We start from the raw sequence: 21,467 nt of genomic DNA on the forward strand, positions 1-21,467 counted from the left end.
AAAGTTGGCTAAAGAAAAGAAAAAGGAAGACAAACATAAGAAAGCTTTGGCCAAACGTAGAAAACGAATGGCAGCGCCTGGGCTTGGGTCCTCCAAGCTCATTTTGTTTGCCATTCTTCTTATTATCGGCGTACAGGTTTATTTCAACGTTGAATCAGGAAATAGCCCGCTAACAGTTCCCGGCTGGGTAATTGACATTGGAAATAAGGTCAGCAACCTAATAGCCTCTTACAAAAAGCTTTAACATTGTTAAGCAGAAAGGAGGAAGCTTTGGCCAATAACGTTGATCGATATGATGTTGATATGGAAAAGAAGGCGTCACCTTATCTAAATGCTCTTGGATCGGCTCTCAGCGAAGGCAAAAAAAGAGCTTTAAATGAACTTAATCAAGCCAATACCTTCCTGAACAAAATCTTTAACAGAAAAAAAATTAATCAATTGTCCGAAAAGGTAAAGCTTTATAACTACTGTGAGAACCAAGTAAGAAGTAGCGATTTCAGAAGCAAGTTTTCTAAAATTGAGATTCTAGCTGGAAGAGAATCTCAAATAAATATTAATGTATTTGGGGAACGAATTGAAACAGCTTTAGGAAGCTACTTCAAAGAACAAGGAGAAAACTTGACTCCTGGAAATAGTCTTGAAGCGTATGATGAGTTGTATAGGACAATGGTTAACTCACAAACCTTTTCATCTTTACGAGGTAATAATTTCACAGGCAGATCAGAACAAGATACAAGTTTGATGGGATTTATTTCTTCTCAAAACGAGTATCAGAATTATGTGGCCGATTATCGTGAGTCTAAACCAATTCATCAAATCTTTCCAGACCAGTTCAAGGAAGGCATGTTGGAGAATGAAAGTAAACTTTACATCAACGAGTATACAAAACATTTAGCGTTAGTTCATGACGAGAACAGATCTATGTTGAAGAATGAATCCCCAGATTACGCTGTCATCAAAGAGTTGGAAGGAGAAATTCGTTCTAATTTTAGTAAAGATCCGGAATATCCGGTTATTTTATTAAGGACAATGGCAGCAGATAACCTTAATAAACAGATAGCAACTGCTGTTAATATGACTAACTCCTTTATTAATGATTTTTCTAAAGAGATGAAAATTAAACAAGTACCTTGGCCTACAACTGTGCCTGAACCTCTAACTTATGAGCAGTATAATCAAAATAAATCTAAATATCTTGAACAGCTATCAAAAGATGATGTGCTGATGAAAAAAAATGAAAAAGATCTGTCAACTGAAAGGGAACTAGAGAATAAAGGGACTGAAAAAGGAAAAGTTGAAGTTCAAATTAAAAAGCCCTCAAATTTGAAAGGTTCAAGAAAAGTTAAAGGTCTAGAAAGATAATAGAAGTGAGGAAGCCGTGTTTACGGCTTCTTTTTTTGAGGTGATCTTTTGCACAAGGAGTTTAAACAGTGGAAAAAAGTATTTGCAGATAAGTATTTTTTGATTGCCTTTACACTGTTTTGTTATGTAGCAGTGACGTGTATTACTAATTTTTTCATCCATCTTTTAAAACAGATTCCCGTAATACTCTCTTCTTTTAAAAACTTTGACCAGTCACAGCTTTCAAGTCCTTTTAGTTCGATGACCTGGAAGTGGTTTTTTGAATTTGATTGGAGTATGGGCATTGTTTATGGAGTAGTGTACGTTCTTGCTTCAATTTTCATATTGAGACAAGTGTATAGGTTTAGAATCGCTTTTCGTGATATCAATAAGCAAACGAAAGGTACAGCACGATGGACTGAGATTAAGGAGATTCAAGAAACCTATAAGGCTGTTAAAGATGATGATAATGAGTATGAAGGCAGTGCAGGAATGCCGATTGTTCATTTTAATGACCATCTTTACGTTGACACAAACTCAACTCATACCCTTGTGGTTGCTTCAACACAATCTGGTAAGACTGAAACTTATTCCTATCCATATTTAGATGTCATTATGAGAGCAAAAGAAAAAGACTCTGTAGTAATTACAGATATAAAAGGTGACATGCTTAAAAATACCCGCGCTGAATTCGAAAAGTACGGTTATGAAGTTATGTGTTTCAACTTATTGAATCCGTATTGGGGAATGGCCTATAATCCATTGGAATTAGTTAAACAAGCATATTTGAAGAAAGACTATTCTAAAGCCCAAATGCTTTGTAATACACTATCTTACTCACTGTTCCATAATGATAAGTCACATGCAGATCCTATGTGGGAAAATGCATCTATTGCATTGGTAAACGCCTTGATTCTCGCGGTTTGTGATTTGTGCATTAAGAATGGACAGCCAGAAAATATCACGATGTATACATTGACAGTTATGTTAAACGAACTTGGAAGTAATCCAGATGAAGACGGGTATACACGACTTGATCATTTCTTTGGTAATTTGCCGCCTTCTCACCCTGCTAAGTTACAGTATGGGACAATTCAATTTTCACAAGGCATAACACGCAGCGGTATTTACACAGGTACAATGGCCAAACTTAAAAACTATACTTACGATACAATCGCCCGAATGACAGCTCGTAATGACTTGAATATTGAGGATTTAGCTTACGGAGAAAAACCAGTCGCGTTATTCATTGTCTACCCCGATTGGGATGATTCTAACTACACTATTATTTCTACTTTCTTATCACAAGTAAACGCTGTGCTTTCCGAGAAAGCTACATTATCCAAAGAAAGTACACTTCCAAGGAAAGTAAGGTTTCTCTTTGAAGAAGTCGCTAATATCCCGCCAATTGAAGGGTTAAATAGATCCCTGGCAGTTGGTCTAAGCCGAGGTATGCTCTATACGCTTGTTATTCAAAACGTTTCTCAGCTACGTGATGTCTACGGAGACGACATGGCCGTGGCAATAATGGGGAACTTGGGTAACCAGATTTACATTATGAGTGACGAGTGGGAGGACGCCGAAAAGTTTAGTGAAAAATTGGGTGTTACCACGGTAATTTCTGCAGATCGTCAGGGTGATTTAATGGACGTTCATAAATCGTATAGCGAAAGAGAAGAAGAAAGGCCTTTAATGCTTCCTGACGAGCTAAGAAGGTTGAAAAAAGGTGAGTGGGTTGTTTTAAGGACTAAAAAACGTGAGGACTTAAAAAGAAATAGGGTAGTTCCTTATCCGATTTTTGCTTCTTTAGATAACGGAACAAATATGCTGCATAGATACGAGTATTTGATGCATCGTTTTGATAATAAGATTGCTCTTGGTGATTTAGGGTTTAGAGGAGAGCATGAAACACTGGATCTGGAAAGCTTATTGATTGAATTTGAATTTAATGAACCTGTGAAGGAGGAAAGAAAAAGTAAACCAGCTAAAGGGAAAAAACAAAAAGCTAAAAAGGCTCCTGGTGAACCTGTTTCTAGTGAATTCCCATTGCCTGAAGAACCGATTGGGTTTACTGAATCTTCAGAGGGAATGGATTCACTATTCGCCTCAATTCCAGTTGAGAATATGAACGAACATGGATTTTATGAAGATCCGCCAATGAATGAATCATTACATGAAGATGATTTAGAAGCAAGTGAGGAGGATATTATTATGAATTCACTTGAAGAGGTGTACGAAACGAGTACACCTATTTCTGATGCAATTAAACCTGATCATTACGTGTATATAAAGTTACTTGCTCATAAGCAATTATCTGAAAGCGAATATGCGTATTTCGATAGTCTGAAAACAGTTGAGGAATTAAGGGCCTTTTTTAGAGCGCCAGAGAAAAAAGAAATTTATGAACAAATTAAAACACATATAGAGTAAGTGAGGGTTGTTTATGGATGATTCAGAGATTCTGAAAATACTGCTTAGGTTTCAAGATTACCTATCCCTGACTTCAATTTGGACCGCACCATTCCGAGTCATCGGATGGTGGGTTATTATGGGCCTGGCCGCAATTGTAGATGCCCTATCTGGGGGGATTGAAGAGATTTATGATTTGCTTAATTTCTTCGATAGTGACCAAATTAGTGGCTTTATAGATAAGTGGATGCCTGTCATTTTTGCATTAATGGCATTGGCGCTTGGCTTTCTTGGATGGAAAATCATAGTTCAGAAGAAAACTGATTACGACAAAATAATCACAAATTCATTATTTGCTTTAACTCTTTTCCTTGTACTGCCATGGGGGATGCAGCAGGCGTCGGATCTCTTGCTTGCTGGGAAAGGAATGCTTGATGAAGACGGAAAGCTTAGTGTTTCCACTAAAATATATCAAAACAATATAGTCGATGTTTATAAAATCGACAAGGATGCTGAGTGGAGTAAGAAAGAATTCAAAAAGCTAAAGAAGAAAAATAATATCGAGAATGACGAGGATGTGAAACTTTTAGATATAACGGAGCCAGTTGATACAGGTGGAATTTTTCACTCTAGTCCGTTAACTAAAGATGGCGAAAAAATATTAGATAAAAAAGTAAGCGATGCATCCGGAGAGAAGAAATTAGAGGATCTTGAGTCATTTTGGATACAAGATGATGAAGCCTATTATCGATATTCTTGGCACCCTTGGTACATGATGTTTGAACTTGGTACCATAGCATTTGTTTTATTTATGACCATGTTTAAGACAGCGCAGTTAATCATGGAACTAGGAATCTTAAAGATTTTCAGTGTAGGAACTGCTTTAACGGATCTTGAAAACGGTCAACGTAATAAAAAGTTCTTGGAGAAGATAAAGAATACTTTCATTGTCTTATTTTCAATCGAGCTTTTGTTACAATGTTACATCCTTTTTACAGATTACATTGGCCAAGCTGACATATCTGCACCAATAAAAATAGTTGTATTGATTGCAGCAGCTATTTTAACGGTGGATGGTCCTAACTTTATAGAAGAAATGTTTGGTATAGATTCTGGATTGAAGAGCATTTCGCGGAGTTTAGTTGGGCTATTTGCAGGTGCTAAAACAGCAAAAATGGCTACGGACTTTACGGCATCAACAGCTAAAAAGGCGGGGAAAATGGCAGGCAAAATTGCCAAGAAATCATCTGATGCTGCTTTAGTTGGTATGGGTGCTGGAAAGGGTATACTTGATGGTTTTAAAGAGAACATGGAAGCTGCTAAAAGTGGTGGAGGAAGTAACGGGGGGAAAATTGGAAAAGACGGTGACACGCCTTTGTCACATGGATTAGCCGGTAAACCGACTAATGTTATGTCAGACGATGCTTTAAAAGAAGCAATGATGTCTGGTGACGATCAGAAAGAGAAGGATAAATCGTTACAATCTGATTCTCCGTTGTCGTCTTTGAATAAAGAAAATAGCTCCGATTCATCAACAGAGGATATCGGAAATCGCGATGATAGATCAGGCACAGAAAATGGATCTCCAATGGAAGATCATAATACACCACTATCATCCATGTCTTCGGGAGAAGAAGCTGGAAGCAAGAATGAGAAAGGAACAGACAATATTCCATCAAAAGATGGAGAAACACCATTGCAAGCATTAAAAGATCAGTCGAGTTCTGATGCAGCTAGTGATGGTCCTGGAACTCAGCAAGGTAAAAACATTGAAATGGCCGCTGACAAAGACGGAAATACACCGTTGTCTAATATGGCATCATCTGAAGGAATACAATCTGGTCAACCAGGTGGTGCTGCCGCTGACAAAGATGGAAATACGCCGTTGTCTAACATGACAGGGGAAAGTCCAATTCCAGGACAAGTCGGCGGAAACGCGCCAGGAAGCTCTGATACACCATTATCGTCCCAAGGGCCAACAGGAAGCCCAATTCCAGGACAAGTCGGCGGAAACGCGCCAGGAAGCTCTGATACACCATTATCGTCCCAAGGGCCAACAGGAAGCCCAATTCCAGGACAAGTCGGCGGAAACGCGCCAGGAAGCTCTGATACACCATTATCGTCCCAAGGGCCAACAGGAAGCCCAATTCCAGGACAAGTCGGCGGAAACGCGCCAGGAAGCTCTGATACACCATTATCGTCCCAAGGGCCAGCAGGAAGCCCAGTTCCAGGACAAGTCGGCGGAAACGCGCCAGGAAGCTCTGATACGCCATTATCGTCCCCAGGACCAACAGAAAGCCCAGTTCCAGGACAAGTCGGCGGAAACATGCCAGTAAGCTCTAATACGCCATTATCATCTCAGATACCAGCTGTAGGACCAATTTCTAGTCAGATCGGTGGAAACACAGTTACACCTGGTAGACAATTGTCTCAGGGGCCGATTAATAGTGGTTCCACAGCAAACAATAGCGCTTCCGATAATGGCTGGGATTCCTTGTTTGCGACTATGCCACAGCATACAGGTTCACATTCTTCCGGAAGTCTTATGCCGAGCAGTCCTATTTCACAGGTGCCGGCTTCACTGACACCTGTTGCATCAAACAGTAATCCTTCTAGCAGCAATACATCGATAGTAAATTCGGTTTCAAATGGTGCTAATTCTACTTATTCAGCGCATACACCGGCAAATAACATTTTGCCAACTCACCGCGCTGCCGTAGGAAATGTTTTACCAACCTATAGGGCACCTGTACAAAATATGGGAGGTGGCCGTTTTGATTACTCACCTAAAGGAGTGAGTACAATAAGCAATAAACCGATTGGAATGCCTCAGCATATTCAAACAACTGCAGAAGCATTTAAAAATCAGATGACAAAAAGGCCAACTACTAATATGACTGCAAAGGATGTCTTGGTTAATAAGTATGCTGACTTGGCGCAACGGATATATGATTCAAAGTCAGTTAGAAATTCAAGGACAGCTTACGATATCGCAAAAAATACTGTAAACGCTGGATTCAAAGGGGGGACTGATAGATGAGGCAAACCATATCAGTACCAGAAAATATTCAAGCAAAAATACAATGGAATAAACTAACGGTTGTGGATGGTTTTATAATTATTGGGAGTTTGGCAGTCGGGTATTTCATGAAAGGCTTGGTATACCCGTATCTTCAGATTCCTTTTGTACTATTTATTGTGCTTGCAACTACATTTTATCTTTGGCCCTGTCCCGATTCACCAAATAAAAAGATTTATGAAATGACGCTCATGGTTTTCAGAAAGGATAGTCGGACATATAAAGCACAAGAGCCTGTTAATTATTCTATGATAAAGCAGGGGGATTAAAATGGGTTTTGATGCACTGTCAGTTAAAAAGGAAAAACAGTCGGGTAGCACCCGGAAATTAAAAAAAATCCAAAAAAGTATAGATCGAATCAATCGAGTATATCCGGTATGCGGGTATAGCGATGAAGGCTATGTGAAAACAAAGGTTGGTCTAAGGGAAGGCTTCTTTGAAGTATTTGACGTTAAACACTTTGATACCAATATCCTAGATGAAAAAGAGTTTAATTCTTTGACAGAATCCTATTGGAAGATGCAGCAGGTTTATTCAGATACCCTGAAAGAAGTGCATATGAATTTGCCTGAAGATAATCAGGTACAGCAAGAGTTTCTGAAATACAAAATTGAAAGAACAAATGATTACGCGCGATTGAAGGTTTTAAAAGCTGAATTTGAAAAGCTGAAATTTATAGAAAAGACATACAAAAGTCGTCGAACGTATCTATTTGTTTTTGGAGGAACAGCAGAAGAGCTTTCTAAAAGGATTGAGGAATTAACGCCCTTTATCAATTACTTAGAGCCGCAGCCAGTTTCTATAGAGAAAAAAATCAGAATCCTACATGGAATGAACAATTTTATTTAGGCGGTGAATTATTTTGGAACAAATTGAGAAAGACTTGAATTTCGTTTATGCCACCCAACCAATGGGTGGCATTTCTTTTAAAGATGAATTTTTTAATCGTACAGGCGATGGATATGTTGCTTGTCTCCATGTCTACCGTTACCCTGAAAATTTCAGTCCATACTGGTTAAACAAATTAACAAGTATTCATAATACCATTGTTACAATAGATACTTATACACAAAAAGATATAGATTATGCAAGTAAAGTTAAGACATCAACTAATGAAATGAGGTCAAGAATACGTAATGCAGCTAACGATACGGAAGCAGACTTAGCACGTGAAGAACTGCAAACATTAAGAGAACTTGGAATAGCCATTGCTAAAGGTGGAGAGGTCATAAAACAGATTCATGTCCGGATCTTTATGCACGGGGCCACTCAGGCAGAATTAGAAAAGCGCATTTCGGAAGTTCAAAAGAAAATTGATAGTGATGGTTTTAAAAGTAAAGTGTTTCTTGATGAAAATAAGGAAGAATGGCAATCTCTATTTCTTGACTATGAAACTCAGTTAACCTTGCCAAACAAGAGAATAGGAAATGATATGCCGGCTGAAGCAATTGGTTTAGGTTTTTCTTATGACCAAACCAGTTTATCTGATCCAACAGGCGTTTATTATGGTTATACATCAACTAGAGGAACAGTTTATTGGGACTTGTTTCATAAGACATCCAAAAGGCTCTATTATAATATGTTCGTATCAGGCGACATGGGATCAGGTAAATCAACACTTCTAAAAAAGATTTTAAGAGATAATGCTTCAAAAGGTAACTTTATCCGGGGGTTTGATAAATCGGGAGAATTTCAGTCTGTAACAGCTGATATGGGTGGCATTACTATTGATTTGGATGGAAGTAATGGACGAATAAATTTAATGCAGATATTCCCCTCTGTCACCAAAAAAGTAGGGGATGAGGTTGTAATAGATGAAAGTGCTTCTTTTAGGCAGCATGTTTCGAAATTAAACTCGTGTTACCGAATTTTAACGCCTAAAGCTGATGATAATGTTTTAGTTCAATTTGATGAATTAGTATATGGGTTTTACGAGAAATTCGAATTTTGGGGCGAAAATGCACGCTCAAATATTACTCAGTTGGCTCCTAAAGAATACCCCTTATTGTCTGATTTTCAGGCTTACTGTGAAGAGAGATATCATAAAGAAAAAGATCCTAATTTTAAGGCCAGAATTGGTGACATAGGAATGACAATAAAAAACCTTGTTACTCAGTTTGGAGAGATATTTGACGGTATAACTACTATTCCAGATATGGTGAACGAACAGATCGTATTTTACGACATTGGGAACCTTTCACAGCTGAACGATCAAGTAAAGGATGTTCAGATATTTAATGCGCTCAGTCAAATTTGGGGCGCTATGATGAATATTGGAAGAAAACAAAAAGAAGCTTACGATAAAGGAAAAATACACTGGTACGATATTACGAGGTTTCTTATTATGCTTGATGAGTGTCACAATTTGTTGGAATTGAAAAAAGCACATACCGCAAACTTTTTCGTTACTGCTATGTCTGAAGCCCGGAAGTTCTTTGGAGGAATATTATTGGCTACACAGCGTATTGAACGTATGTTTCCTAATACTAATACTTCTGATCCTGATATGGCCCTTGCAGCAAATAAGCTTCGCGAAATATTTGGATTAACTCAATATAAAGCACTGTTTAAACAGGATCAGACATCGATGCGATTAATTAAAGATTTATTTGAAGACCAAATGACAGACAATGAGTATGCTCTGCTGCCTAAATTTGAAACTGGTGATTGTATTCTTTCGATAGCTGGGGATCGTAATTTAGTTATGCATGTAGAGGCTACCCAAGAGGAACTTGAACTGTTTGAAGGTGGGGCTTAATATTGAAAAGGATTCCAGCGAAAAATGTAAATGTAGATAAAAAAACTGTTAGGCAAAAGAAGTTGTTTATTGTCATATGTATTGTTTTTATTGGTGCTATGCTGCTTTATTTTATGGGGGGAAGTAATAAAGAAAAGGTAACAAAGAATGAACAAAAAGAAAGCTTAATTGAAGGGGATAGTTCAGAGCAATCAACCTCCAAAAGCTCTATCGTGAAGGAAGAAAAAGCAGATGATAAAGATAAACAAGAAATGCAACAAACACTGAAATCCTTTATAGAATCATATTACTCGTACGATTATAAAAATAAAGACAAGCATTTAAAGGAGTCAAAAAAATATTTGACTCCGGAGTTTTATAAGGAATTAAGTCTTGCTGAAGAAAACAATACAAAAGTGCAGCCTTTCGCTTATCGAAAAGTACAGGATATTTCCTATTCACGCTTCTCTTTAGTAAACGGAAAGCCTCATTGGATTGCCAGTGTAAATGCAGAATTATTGGATGAAAAGAGGAAGGTCACTGGCACTATTGAAGTTGAATTTGAATTGGATTTAGACAAAAGAGAAAATAATTGGACCGTAACATATTTTGCTGTAACAGGTAAAGGGTTGAAAGAGAATGAATAACGGGGCATCTGCCGCCAAAGAAGCAGTGAAATACTTAATTAAGAAACAATTACAGAAGCGCGCGCTTCTGTTTTTTTTATGCTCTTGGGCCGGTTTAATTACGATTGTAGTATGTGTAGTTATTGTCTGTGCGATAGGGATAATTTCTGGCCTATCAGGTTCAGATTCGGGCGGAGGCGGCGGAGAATCTGCGATAAACATTGCGCCAGAAGTTGAACAGTATAGGGCAGTTGTAGAAAAAGAATGTAAAGCGAATGACATACCAGATTTAGTTGATTTAATACTAGCATTGATCATGCAAGAGTCTGGTGGGAAGTCATTAGATGTAATGCAAGCAAGTGAATCAAAAGGGCTGCCTCCCAACTCAATTACCGATCCTCATGAATCAATCAAAGTAGGTGTTGCAAACTTTGCTTCAGTATATAAAGCAGCGAAAGCAGCTAAAAAAAATGTCAAAGAAACGGCGCTACAAGGCTATAACTTTGGAAGTGGATATATTAATTGGGCGATAAAGAAAAGTGGAGGTTGGACAAAAGAAAACGCAGCTGATTTTGCCCGGATTCACAGTAACGGCCGGCAGCGCCCAAATGGTACTTGGATGTATGGTGATCAGCTTTATGTAGAGCACGTTATGAGGTACCTAAAGCCGAATAACGGTGAAAATGGTGGAGAAGTTGAGATAATAAAGGGTGGAAACAAAGTTATTGAGAAAGCAATAAAAGAAGGCTCAGCTTATATAGGAAGATCCACTTATGTAATGGGTGGGGGGAGAAATCAAAGTGACATTTTGAAGGGGATCTTCGACTGTAGCAGCTTTGTACATTATGCATTTAACAAGGCAGGTTTATCCCTTGGAAATTTAGCTTCTACAACAACTGACACGCTTGTTGTACGCGGAAAAAAAGTCAAATATTCAAATATTAAAAGAGGCGATTTAGTATTCTTTGATACTTACAAAGTAAACGGTCATGTTGGAATTTATCTCGGGAATGGAGAGTTTTTAAATTGCCAAAATAGTTATGGTGTTAGCGTGGCAAAGATGAGTAATAGCTATTGGAAAAGTCATTTTAATGGGGTCGTTGTACGTATTACAGAGTAAAGGAGGGGAACCGAAAAAGTGAAAATAAAATTTAAAACTGTCGGTGCAAAATATAAAGTTTCTACTGGCGTAATTGCTATGATCCTGCTGTTTTTCTTGTCCAGCAGGATCATTTTTGATTCGCCATTTGAAGAAGAAAATACAAAACTAAACACTCCCGTTAGTATAAATAACATGACTGTGGAAATGACAGATCGAACTTATTTTTCAGACAATCACATGCTAGAAATTGATTTTATGATCACAGATTCTCTACAAGATATTCCTCCAAAATTAGATGCTGTTGTTAAGGAAAAATCTAATAAGAGAAAGAAATATCATCCCGAAATTATCAAGGTTCGTGATGATTTTTATGTGTTGTTTATAAGAGATATTCCGGAAGATTGGAAAGCAGTTTCGGTTCAGTTGACTGATGAAAATGATGAAGATTCAAGCTCAATTGGGTCGAGCAAAAAGATCTATTCATCATCTGCAGATACGAAAACAAAGGATGTTTTTGTGAAAAGAAATAAGGATTATTATGAGGCGAAATATATCGACTTAAAGATCAAAAATAATAAAAAATTGATAATAGAAGAAGAGAAAAAACAGAAAGAATATGCGGTTGAAATTACCCAATTGAACTCGCGAATCTCGTCTTTAAAAGAAGATAAGGAGTACCAGATCGGTAAAGAAAAAGAGGAAACAGAATCACAAATTACAGCCAATGAAAGCAAAATTTCTTCAAAAGAAGAGGCTATAAAAACGAGCAAAGAGACGCTGGATGAACTTGAGAAACGAAATGAATTATTGAAGAAAAGAAAGAGCAATCTCGTCCTCGAAGATTAATTTTTAGTGTGATATACAGTTATTTTACGTGTGCATAAATTGAAGATTTAAGTGCATTTAGCTCTAAATCACCTAAAAAATGGTTGGTCATAAACATTTTTTTTATGTGCATTCAGCAATAAATCTGGTACCACGAAAAAACAAACCGCACTGCGGTTTCACCATGCAAATGGTGCCAGTTTCCCCTTATGCTCTTTCCTTTTCCACCCCCTCCTTCCTTCGGAATCGGGGGCCGGCTTTTTGCTGCCGCAAAAAGCCTTGGAAAAAGAAACACTTTTTTGGACAGATCGTTGCAAAGTATGTGCAGAAATCGATGAAAAGGAGCGTTAACAAATGCCGGATCTCAACATCAAAGGTCTTTCAAAAGATACAATGAATAGGCTTGCGGATAAGGCGAGGAAGGCAGGACTTTCTCAGCAAGAATACCTCCGCCAATTGCTTGATAAACATGTTGTCGCTGATGAAGTTGAGGGCGTGCGAAGCGAATTAGGAGAAGTCATTAAATCTGTAGCATTCGCCCTCGAACAAAACACCAAAGTGCTTAACGAATTCATCAGAGTAAATGAAGGATAGTGACCGATTTTTGACGCTATCCTTGTTTCTTTTTAAAGCAAACAAATGAGCTGGACGCAGTGTTTAAAGTGCGATGATTTTTTCTTTTTTAAAGACCGTCTTTAAAAAAGGATAAATGAGGTGCATAGATGATTTTATGCTGTCATGTGGTTAAAAGATATTGGAAAGTGAGGGGTATATCATATGGCAAAAGTAAAGAAGCATCTTACCTTTAGTGATCCGACAGAATCACCGTATGGTATTGCTTATATTGAAAAAGAAATGAAAGCGAAGAATTGCTCAAAAATGAACGAAACAATTGAACGGATCTTTGCTGAACATGCTGAAATGAAAGCAAGATTAAATGACGAAGATGCACTTGTTGAGAAGATATTTCAGCGTTTTAAGAAAACGCTCGACGTTATTCGGGTGCGCGCTGGGCACACCGATAAAAATGCTCAAATTAACTTAGAGCTTTGGAATGCATTTCTCATGGCCAACCCATTACCTTTGACAGTTTTAACCGACCAGCATACCTCTGAATCATTATCGATGGCAAAAGAAAAAGTTAGTAATGACATTGCTACATTTAAGCAAAGGAAAGATGAACAGAAGGCTAAGCAGGAAATGCAGAAAGGTGAAAAATAATGGGGTCTCCTGGCGTTGTATTAGTCTCTAAATATGTGTCGGGCAAATCAACAAAATTTTCGAAGTATGTCAATTATATCAACCGTGATGAAGCCGTCCGAACGGAGAAATTTCAGACTTACAATGTAAATAAATTAGACGGATACAATCAATATATGGGGAACCCGGAAAAGAGCAGCGGTATATTCACTCAACACAAAGATAGCTTATCGCCAAAAGAAAAAAATCAGCTGAAGGAGATTTTCAGACAAGCTCAAAAAAATGATTCAGTCATGTGGCAAGATGTCATAAGTTTCGATAACAAGTGGTTAGAAGAACGCGGGATTTATAACTCTAAAACTGGCTGGGTCAATGAAGGGGCAATTCAAAACTCTATTCGAAAAGGGATGGAGGTTTTATTAAGAGAAGAGCAGCTTGAACAAAGTGGTGTTTGGTCCGCAGCCATTCATTACAATACCGATAATATCCATGTCCATATTGCGTTAGTTGAACCCAACCCGACAAAAGAGTACGGCGTCTTTACGAACAAAAAAACAGGTGAGGTATATCAGGCCCGGCGTGGGAATCGGAAATTAAAAACCCTGGATAAAATGAAAAGTAAGGTTGCAAACACCCTCATGGATCGGGACAAAGAACTTAGTAAAATATCGCAGTTGATCCATGACCGTATTGCTCCTAAAGGGCTTAAATTTCAGCCTAGATTGGATACATACATGACTAAGATGTATAACCATATCTACGAGAATCTGCCGGAAGACATGAGGCTGTGGAAATATAATAACAATGCTTTGAATAATATTCGGCCGGAGATAGACAGTGTGATTACGATGTACATTCAAAAGTATCATCCTGAAGACTATAAAGAGCTGGATCAGTCGTTAAAAGAAGAAATGGAATTCAGGAAATCAGTATACGGAGATGGACCAAAACAGGTAGAGAGATATAAAGAGTATCGGAAAAATAAACATAAAGAACTCTATACTAAATTAGGGAACTCCATGCTGAAGGAAATGGCCGAAATACGCAGGAGTGAGTCGCAATCAAAACAAATTAATCGCTCAGGCACCTATGCTCCTGGTTCAGTATCACATAGACAATGGGATACAAAGGGTAGGCGCCTAAAAAGATCAGATATCAATAAAATCAAGCACGCTTTAGATAAAGACTATCAGAGCATGAAAAATATGCGTAAGTATCAACAAATGCAGTATGAAATGGAACAGAGCCGGTAGGCAATTCTGAAATTAAAGGAGAGGCAGCCAATGATTTTTAAACTAGATCACTATCTCAATGAAGAGAGAGATCCAGATTATTTGCTTTTTATCGAAAAGGACATTGAACCTTCAAGATTTGAGGACGAACTTTTAGAGCTTATAACGATAATTGGGTGTATTCATTTTAGATTTGAGCAGCTTGTTAGGGATGATATTTGTGTGGCAGGAAAAGATATAGTGTTCCTTCTTGAGAAGTATTATGGTTTTAAAAACGTAACGTCCGAATACATGTGGTTAGAAAAAGAAACAAGGCTCCCGCGTGAGGAATGGTATGTTTTTAACGAATTCAGAGTTGGCACTAACCAAGTGCCCGTGTTTCAGATAGATGTATATAATGCGCGGGAAGCTTGCTGCGGACCAGAATATAAGAACCTCATGATAAACATGCTGCCACTTGATAAGGAATTCGATAATGATATTGAAAAGCTGGGGGCTTTTTATGTTGGTGAACAGCATTAAAAATTAAAGAAAATACATGTGAGATCAGGATAAATCCTGGTCTTTTTTTTATGACTAAAAAAGGGGGAGTTTAAATGCCTAGAGTAAGTGAAGATGTCATAAAACAAGCAGCTGCAGTTGATATTGTTGGCTTTTGTGAGGCAAATGGTTATGAGCTTGTTAAGATGAGTGATAGATGGTATCAGGGCGCTGAACACGACAGCTTAATGATTGATAGAAAGAAAAACAGCTTTCAGTGGTTTTCCCAAGGAAAGAACGGCAATTCAATTGATTTTGTTCGAACATTTTACGGAAAAAGCTTCCGTGAAGCAGTATCAATGCTCACTGAAAAAGACTATAAGCATACAAAAGAAGTTAAAGAGCAGCCGCAGAAAGAATTCGTTTATGACATCGTTCATGATAACTCTACAGAACAAGTTGAACGTTACTTGACTGAAGAAAGAGGCATCGATAAAGGGATAGTTAATGCTCTAATAGCGAAAGGGTTACTGAGACAGGATAAAAAGAAAAACTGTGTGTTTGTTTGGGGGAATACAGGCAAGCGTGTAGGTGCCGATCTTCAGGGCACCATTACAATGAATAAAGACGGAAAGAGAACGACATTTAAACAAATTAAACCCAATTCTCAGCGGAATTATGGCTTTAATGTCTCATTAGGCGTCCCTAAAAAACTTTATTTTTTTGAGGCGCCTATTGATCTGTTAAGTTATTGGACAATGTATAAAGACCAATTATCTAATTGCCGTCTCATTTCAATGAATGGAGTGAAGAAAAACACGGTTTTCAACCTGATAAAGCATACAATGAAATCCCGTGGTGTGGCTCCGACAGAAGGAGTATACTTCGGAGTTGATAATGACCATGCTGGCCACAAATTTATGGATGAAATACGACAATATGAGTTTTCTGTTAAAGGGGAGGAAGTCAAATTTCATAACTTAATCCCGGCAGACAATCACATTCCCAAAGAATATTTAGAACTGTATCAAACATACGGCAGCCAATATGGGGTCGATTGGAAGTACCTAGCTGCTATTCATAAAGCTGAAACGAACCTTGGAAATACAAATGAGATTACGAACGGTTATGGTTTTGGCAAGTATTTTGGTGCTAAACAGCTGCCTAGTGAAAAACCTTATGAGATCCAGGTGCCAATAGCAATAGAAGAAGCTGCCAGGGCGTTAAAAGCTAACACTATAGATGGAAAAACTGATCTAGGATCAGTTTTAAAACAGGATGTAAAAGAGGTTGATCTGACTAATCAGGTGAAAATGCAACAGAAAGTACAACTTTATTACGACAACTATAATGATCTAGGATATCTGCCGGTGGAAGAGGTTTCTAAGGATTGGAATGATGTGCTGAAGATCCGTAGAGCTGCTTCAAAACATCGCGAAAAAACACATTCTCAAAAGCAACATAGGAGCAAAAAAAATATGCTTGTTAGGGGGTGATAAAACACCGATTTACCTGAATTAATCAAGGGAAAAAAGGCTAAAAGGTATCTTCAGTATCGCTAAAATGGTATAATATATTATAGAGAAAGGGAGGTCAATTGTATGGAAAAAATAAAAACAATTGAGCAAGCTCGTGAGAAAATGAAAGAACTGCTGGCTGACCCCCAATATAATCGTCCGGAGAACTACCCGGAACGAAACGCTGACGGGACTATCCTGTTAGATGAAAATAATGAACTTCACCAGGAATTAAGATAATTGGCTGAAACAGATCCAAAAAAATTAGAGCTAGGCAATATACATTTAGCGATAACTGAATTTAGAGATGGGACAGGTCGTAAAGCGCGGCCTGTCCTTGTTTTAGGTTCAAAGAAATCCATTGAAGGTGCTTTCGAGCCTGAAGTCCTGATCGGGTACATCACATCTAATAATAACAATAAGAATTTCTCCAAGTTTAAGTATCCGATTGCTGACTGGAAAGCAGCTGGTTTGGATAAGGAATCATGGGTTGTTTTGCAGGAACGGGAACTCAAATGGATGAATCACGAGAAGGATTTTCTTAAACACATCGGATTGCTGACGGAACGTGATACAATAGGCGTCCTGAATAAATTTATGGAAGTCCGAGAATTAGAACAGTCATTAAAGCAAGAGGCTGAAAAATCTAAGCCGCAGCCTCGAAAGGGTAAGATGCAAGTGACTATTCAAGAGAATCCTACATTGAAGCGCAGTAGTCCAAGCGCACAACGAAGAAACAGCAGAGAACGGTAATTTTTTTGAAGACAAGCTCCCTCACTTCAGGGAGCTTTTTTATTTTTCTTATTGTATTAAATGCTGCGGGTTGCGGAAATCCAGGAAGCCAGGTGCGTTGCGCTGATGCGGAAGCTGATGAAGTACCAGTGATCCAGGAGCGAGAGGATAAATAACTTATAGAGCTGAATATTCTCGGACACATTCTTTCAGCTAAAGAAGGGAGATAAAAAGTTGGTAAATAAAGAAGTAAGTATAAGTGATGAACAATTAAAGCGTATAGGGCTAGACTTATTAAATTTTGGTCTCGTATATATCCGTTCAATATCAGGTGCTGGACATTTTCCTAAAAGGGAACAAGCAATAGTAAATGATGTGTGTTATAGGATGTCGGATGCTTTGCATAATCTCCCTGAGCACTTAATTTATTTTAATCGCTTGTTAATACTTGACGAATTAGAGAAACTGGCACTAACCGTTTCTCGTATTCCTAAAACAAATATCGTTCAAAATCCGACTCTACAGTTAATAGTTGAAAAAATAAAGCTGTTGTCTGGAGATTCTTGTTGCAGCACTCAATAACAAGTGCCCTTATTTTGTTACTTTTTTTATCATTTTGTTGTTTGCATTGCAAACTGAATATACTGAGTATATACTGGTTATATAATTTATACGTTAGTCATCTATATGATGACCAATGTAAAAACCAGATATTTTTGCATAAAAAAATACCGGAGTGCGCTAACACTCCGGTCTGTACAAATGCTTGCTCCTCATTGGAGCGCTGGCTATAGGTGTATTTTAGATATGGACCTACCCTAGAAGTTTCTCAGGCCTCAAAGGGTGGTCTATTTCTTTGAAAGATCTTTTATATCCTTTAAATAATCCATCAAAAATCTCAACAAAGTAAGGATAAACATACCGAACGCAAACATTAAAGTAAGTGCTTGAAACGTTGACACTGGCGTCACCCCCTTTCAGGGAATTTAGCCATCAGAGCACCATTGAGTTAGACGACAAATGTACAGGAATAATTATACACTAGACGACCATATTATGGTTGTCTTTTTTGTTTTCAAAATTATCTCTCAATCACTAACACTATATAATTATACTAGGGATTGAGAAAGACACAATATATAGATTTGTTTTTATGAAAAATTCATATTTTGATCGAATGAATCAGGCAAATAGGAAGGCTTGTCTAATCTGAAAAAAGAAACTGACTGAGAATCAAGTTCAGTCCTTGTTCATTAGTTTAATCGACTGTAAATGTTTTCATGAGCGACGATATTATTAGATAAAGGAGAGAGGTAAATGCTTACAGAAAGGCAAGCGTTGGAAGAACGTCTAAAAAAAATAGACAAAGATGAAACAGCGATGATCAAGGAGTACCAGAAACAACGAAATAAGATATTTGAGCGCCTAAGAGAAATCGATAGAGTAGAGTATAAAAACCTTCCGGATCTTAAACAATTAGCTTCGCTAGAAATTCATCAAAAGTCAAAACCCGAAAGAGACATAAGAAAACATGTTGCCGTTAATATTTTGAAAGTCAATTCAGACGGTTTGTCTGCTGATGAACTTAGGAGCCAGATCGAGAAAGAGACAAATATGCAAATACTTAACATGACAAATTTTATGAAATCAATTATGGAGAAAAATCCTTCAGTAAAAAAACCACGAAGAGGTTATTATAGATTCGAAGAAATGTAACACAATGTTATTGTGTTACATTTTCAAAAGAGTGCTAATCCCTTATGTACCAAGGGGTTAGCACTCTTTTTTTTTTGAAAAAGTTAAAATAAAGTATAAAAATGTAACACAACATATGTTATAATATTATTGTGTTACATTTTCAAAAAGAGGAAAAGGGGTGAAAAAATGGATGTTCAGTATTGGGAAGTGAATGTTAGTCGTAAAGAAGCTGCTACCAGGATTGCGGAGAAACTTAACAAGGTTAAGTTTTTGTTTGACGCTGGGATTTCTGATACTCCAAGAGGAAAGTGTCTCTACATAAAATTTGATGATTGGCACCTAGAATATACCGAAAAAACAAGAAATGGAATGATGCTTTTTCTCAATCAGTTAAATAGCATGATAAGAGATAAATCATTGGTTGCTGGGTTTATAAATGATTTGAACATTATAGATTTGGAGGGGAAGATCAAATGTTGAATAGAGTAGTTCTAGTAGGAAGATTAACAAAGGACCCTGATCTTCGGTATACCCCACATGGAACACCGGTCGTCACTTTTACTTTGGCTGTGAATCGTACATTTACAAACCAATCCGGTCAACGTGATGCAGATTTTATAAATTGTGTGGCATGGAGAAGGACAGCTGAGAATGTTGCTAATTTTTTAAAGAAAGGCAGTATGGCAGGAGTTGATGGCCGTCTTCAGACTCGCACTTATGATAATAACCAGGGGCAACGTGTTTGGGTAACTGAGGTGTTAGCTGATTCCGTTCAGTTTTTAGAATCCAAGAACAAGAATCAGAATGAGACCAACCCTGGATACGATCAAGGATTTAAAGGCCAAAGTAACAGCCGGGAAGGTTTTGCTGATGTTGGTGTGGGGAGAGATCCATTCACAGGTGGAAAGCCTATTGATGTTAGTGATGATGACCTTCCTTTTTAATGACACGCAAGGAGAATTTAGACCATGAGAGAATATTTATCGTTTACCGGTATTTGCATTGCTTTTCTAATGTTTTTGTATGTGGGTTTCTATTGGATGGTACATGAGACTGACGAGACCCTTACAAAGATGGATAAAGATATCAATAGTCTTATAGAAAAGGCAGCTGAAGAAGCAAGAATTGAGAAAGAAAAAGTGTTAAAGAAGGGGAAGAAGCTGGATGCTTTAGTGATTGACAAATATTCTACTACAGATTCGAGTATGGATTTTACCGTAACACCGGTTGTTATAGGTGGTGGAATTTATATGATGTCTGGAGCTACACCAGGAGTAACAACTGAGAATTATTACATTAAAATTTATGCAGACGAAAAAAATTATGACATAACTGTTCCCAAAGAAGTTTATGATCAAAAACAAGTCGGGCTAAGAATACCAATTAAACTTTATAAGGATAAAATTGAACTACTATAACCCTCCGGGATCAGTCGCCAAACAGAAATCCCGAAGAGCTAAGGAAAATGGGGCTGCTTCAGCCCTTAATTAAGTATAAATTATTAAGCAATCGTTGAAAATAGGAGGCGGTATTATGGAAAGAAAAAAGAAAAACTTTTTAGGATTTATCGTAAGTATCGTTGTTGGTGCTATTTGGGCCGCCTTATGCATAATTCAAACGATTTTCCCAAATGAATTTAAGGCATTCTTCATTGATCATGCTATTGTCTTTAATATTATGGGTGGATTCCTTGTATTTATTGTTATCGTGATATTTGGTTTCATATTCTTTATACATGAAAGATATTAACAGGTGAGGGATATTGAAAAAACTGTTCAACTAACAGCGCCACTATTACAATAGAAGTAATCAAAGGTACTGTGAATTTAGCTTTCGCATGCTTAATATAAAACGAAGAGGTAATTTGTATGAATTTAGTTGAACCGATCCGAAACAGAAAAGATATAGACAACATGAAGAAGCTGCTTTATTCGATGAATGAACGTGATGCCGTATATTTCATTATCGGAATAAACACTGCTTTTCGGATTAGTGACTTAATTCATTTGAAATTCAAAGATGTTATTGACGAAAAAATGAAGCCCCTAGATTACTTTGAATTGAGAGAAACCAAAACAGGGAAACACAACAAAATTGCCATGACTAAAGGTGTTCGAAAAGCAATCGTTCAATATGTTCAGCATCGGTATGAAGGGAACCTTGACCATTACCTTTTCACCGGGCAGAAATCTAAAGATAAGCCGATTACCAGGGTGACTGCCTGGCGGAATATTAAGGCTGCAGCTGACACAATAGGCTTAAAAAACATTGGGACACATTCATTGCGGAAAACCTTTGGTTATCATCAATACAAGAATGGAACGGATATTACACTGCTAATGGACATGTTTAATCATAGTAGTGCGGGCATTACATTAAGATATATCGGAATTACACAGGATCAAAAGGACCAGGCTGTGAAGTCATTAGACTTATGATTTGACGACTAACTAACAGGGGGAATTCATGATGTCAAAAAAATAAAATAC

25 protein-coding genes are annotated in these 21,467 nt (G+C 37.6%); 24 read left to right on the forward strand and 1 reads right to left on the reverse strand.

All coding sequences use genetic code 11. The annotated features are described in order from the left end of the window. Positions 1-4 precede the first annotated feature (4 nt). The 18 genes from KXZ66_RS22345 (at position 5) to KXZ66_RS22430 (ending at position 17,862) form a co-directional block, all read left to right on the forward strand. Positions 5-244: a hypothetical protein gene (locus tag KXZ66_RS22345; protein WP_219144992.1), complete on the forward strand. Its 240-nt coding sequence runs from the start codon at positions 5-7 to the stop codon at positions 242-244. 26 nt (positions 245-270) lie between these two features. Further along, positions 271-1,362 carry a hypothetical protein gene (locus tag KXZ66_RS22350; protein ID WP_013603209.1) on the forward strand — a complete coding sequence of 364 codons (1,092 nt, stop codon included), beginning with the start codon at positions 271-273 and terminating at the stop codon, positions 1,360-1,362. 48 nt (positions 1,363-1,410) lie between these two features. Then, positions 1,411-3,771 (forward strand): VirD4-like conjugal transfer protein, CD1115 family, encoded by a 2,361-nt coding sequence (locus KXZ66_RS22355; protein WP_219144993.1) that lies wholly within the window; start codon positions 1,411-1,413, stop codon positions 3,769-3,771. Positions 3,772-3,784: 13 nt separating this feature from the next. Beyond that, the gene (locus KXZ66_RS22360) at positions 3,785-6,790 is read left to right on the forward strand and encodes a pLS20_p028 family conjugation system transmembrane protein (protein WP_219144994.1); all 3,006 of its coding nucleotides are present in this window, start codon (positions 3,785-3,787) and stop codon (positions 6,788-6,790) included. Next, positions 6,787-7,098, forward strand: a complete 312-nt coding sequence (locus KXZ66_RS22365; RefSeq protein WP_219144995.1) for a DUF5592 family protein — start codon at positions 6,787-6,789, stop codon at positions 7,096-7,098. The genes KXZ66_RS22360 and KXZ66_RS22365 overlap by 4 nt, the downstream gene beginning before the upstream one ends. A 1-nt stretch (position 7,099) precedes the next feature. Then, positions 7,100-7,678: a hypothetical protein gene (locus KXZ66_RS22370; RefSeq protein ID WP_072176343.1), complete on the forward strand. Its 579-nt coding sequence runs from the start codon at positions 7,100-7,102 to the stop codon at positions 7,676-7,678. A gap of 13 nt (positions 7,679-7,691) precedes the next feature. Next, complete coding sequence (locus tag KXZ66_RS22375) at positions 7,692-9,587, forward strand: VirB4 family type IV secretion system protein (RefSeq protein ID WP_219144996.1); 1,896 nt, start codon at positions 7,692-7,694, stop codon at positions 9,585-9,587. 2 nt (positions 9,588-9,589) lie between these two features. Beyond that, complete coding sequence (locus KXZ66_RS22380) at positions 9,590-10,213, forward strand: hypothetical protein (protein WP_219144997.1); 624 nt, start codon at positions 9,590-9,592, stop codon at positions 10,211-10,213. Continuing rightward, positions 10,206-11,312 (forward strand): bifunctional lytic transglycosylase/C40 family peptidase, encoded by a 1,107-nt coding sequence (locus tag KXZ66_RS22785; RefSeq protein WP_219144998.1) that lies wholly within the window; start codon positions 10,206-10,208, stop codon positions 11,310-11,312. The genes KXZ66_RS22380 and KXZ66_RS22785 overlap by 8 nt, the downstream gene beginning before the upstream one ends. An 18-nt stretch (positions 11,313-11,330) precedes the next feature. Then, entirely contained in the window at positions 11,331-12,140 is an 810-nt protein-coding gene (locus KXZ66_RS22390; RefSeq protein WP_219144999.1) for a hypothetical protein, read from the forward strand. Positions 12,141-12,473: 333 nt separating this feature from the next. Next, positions 12,474-12,713: a hypothetical protein gene (locus KXZ66_RS22395; protein WP_013603219.1), complete on the forward strand. Its 240-nt coding sequence runs from the start codon at positions 12,474-12,476 to the stop codon at positions 12,711-12,713. A 183-nt stretch (positions 12,714-12,896) separates the two neighbouring features. Beyond that, complete coding sequence (locus tag KXZ66_RS22400) at positions 12,897-13,340, forward strand: hypothetical protein (RefSeq protein ID WP_095431376.1); 444 nt, start codon at positions 12,897-12,899, stop codon at positions 13,338-13,340. Then, positions 13,340-14,572, forward strand: a complete 1,233-nt coding sequence (gene mobP2, locus KXZ66_RS22405; protein WP_072176350.1) for a MobP2 family relaxase — start codon at positions 13,340-13,342, stop codon at positions 14,570-14,572. Before KXZ66_RS22400 ends, mobP2 begins: the two co-directional genes overlap by 1 nt. 30 nt (positions 14,573-14,602) lie before the next feature. Next, on the forward strand, positions 14,603-15,073 hold the full coding sequence (locus KXZ66_RS22410; RefSeq protein WP_219145000.1) for a hypothetical protein: 471 nt from the start codon (positions 14,603-14,605) through the stop codon (positions 15,071-15,073). Positions 15,074-15,147: 74 nt separating this feature from the next. Then, entirely contained in the window at positions 15,148-16,527 is a 1,380-nt protein-coding gene (locus KXZ66_RS22415; protein WP_219145001.1) for a DUF3991 and TOPRIM domain-containing protein, read from the forward strand. Between the two features lie 105 nt (positions 16,528-16,632). After that, the gene (locus tag KXZ66_RS22420; RefSeq protein ID WP_013603224.1) at positions 16,633-16,788 is read left to right on the forward strand and encodes a hypothetical protein; all 156 of its coding nucleotides are present in this window, start codon (positions 16,633-16,635) and stop codon (positions 16,786-16,788) included. Then, positions 16,789-17,301: a type II toxin-antitoxin system PemK/MazF family toxin gene (locus KXZ66_RS22425; RefSeq protein ID WP_013603225.1), complete on the forward strand. Its 513-nt coding sequence runs from the start codon at positions 16,789-16,791 to the stop codon at positions 17,299-17,301. Between the two features lie 213 nt (positions 17,302-17,514). Then, a complete protein-coding gene (locus KXZ66_RS22430) occupies positions 17,515-17,862 on the forward strand; it encodes a hypothetical protein (protein ID WP_072176353.1) in 348 nt (115 codons plus the stop codon). Positions 17,863-18,128: 266 nt separating this feature from the next. Here KXZ66_RS22430 and KXZ66_RS22435 read toward each other — a convergent pair whose 3' ends face one another. Continuing rightward, on the reverse strand, positions 18,129-18,251 hold the full coding sequence (locus tag KXZ66_RS22435; RefSeq protein WP_306989739.1) for a putative holin-like toxin: 123 nt from the start codon (positions 18,249-18,251) through the stop codon (positions 18,129-18,131). 346 nt (positions 18,252-18,597) lie between these two features. Here KXZ66_RS22435 and KXZ66_RS22440 point away from each other — a divergent pair, with 346 nt between their 5' ends. The 6 genes from KXZ66_RS22440 (at position 18,598) to KXZ66_RS22465 (ending at position 21,416) form a co-directional block, all read left to right on the forward strand. Further along, positions 18,598-18,996, forward strand: a complete 399-nt coding sequence (locus KXZ66_RS22440) for a Rok-like winged helix domain-containing protein (RefSeq protein WP_219145003.1) — start codon at positions 18,598-18,600, stop codon at positions 18,994-18,996. 168 nt (positions 18,997-19,164) lie between these two features. Next, a complete protein-coding gene (locus KXZ66_RS22445) occupies positions 19,165-19,458 on the forward strand; it encodes a hypothetical protein (RefSeq protein WP_013603230.1) in 294 nt (97 codons plus the stop codon). Next, positions 19,452-19,922 carry a single-stranded DNA-binding protein gene (ssb, locus tag KXZ66_RS22450; RefSeq protein ID WP_013603231.1) on the forward strand — a complete coding sequence of 157 codons (471 nt, stop codon included), beginning with the start codon at positions 19,452-19,454 and terminating at the stop codon, positions 19,920-19,922. Before KXZ66_RS22445 ends, ssb begins: the two co-directional genes overlap by 7 nt. Positions 19,923-19,946: 24 nt before the next feature. After that, entirely contained in the window at positions 19,947-20,396 is a 450-nt protein-coding gene (locus KXZ66_RS22455) for a hypothetical protein (protein ID WP_013603232.1), read from the forward strand. 115 nt (positions 20,397-20,511) lie between these two features. Next, on the forward strand, positions 20,512-20,727 hold the full coding sequence (locus KXZ66_RS22460; protein WP_219145004.1) for a hypothetical protein: 216 nt from the start codon (positions 20,512-20,514) through the stop codon (positions 20,725-20,727). A gap of 119 nt (positions 20,728-20,846) precedes the next feature. Continuing rightward, positions 20,847-21,416, forward strand: a complete 570-nt coding sequence (locus tag KXZ66_RS22465; RefSeq protein WP_013603234.1) for a site-specific integrase — start codon at positions 20,847-20,849, stop codon at positions 21,414-21,416. The last annotated feature ends 51 nt before the right edge of the window (positions 21,417-21,467 follow it).

Origin of the sequence: Bacillus sp. LJBS17, from assembly GCF_019334685.1 — a bacterium.
Taxonomy (GTDB): domain Bacteria; phylum Bacillota; class Bacilli; order Bacillales; family Bacillaceae; genus Bacillus; species Bacillus subtilis.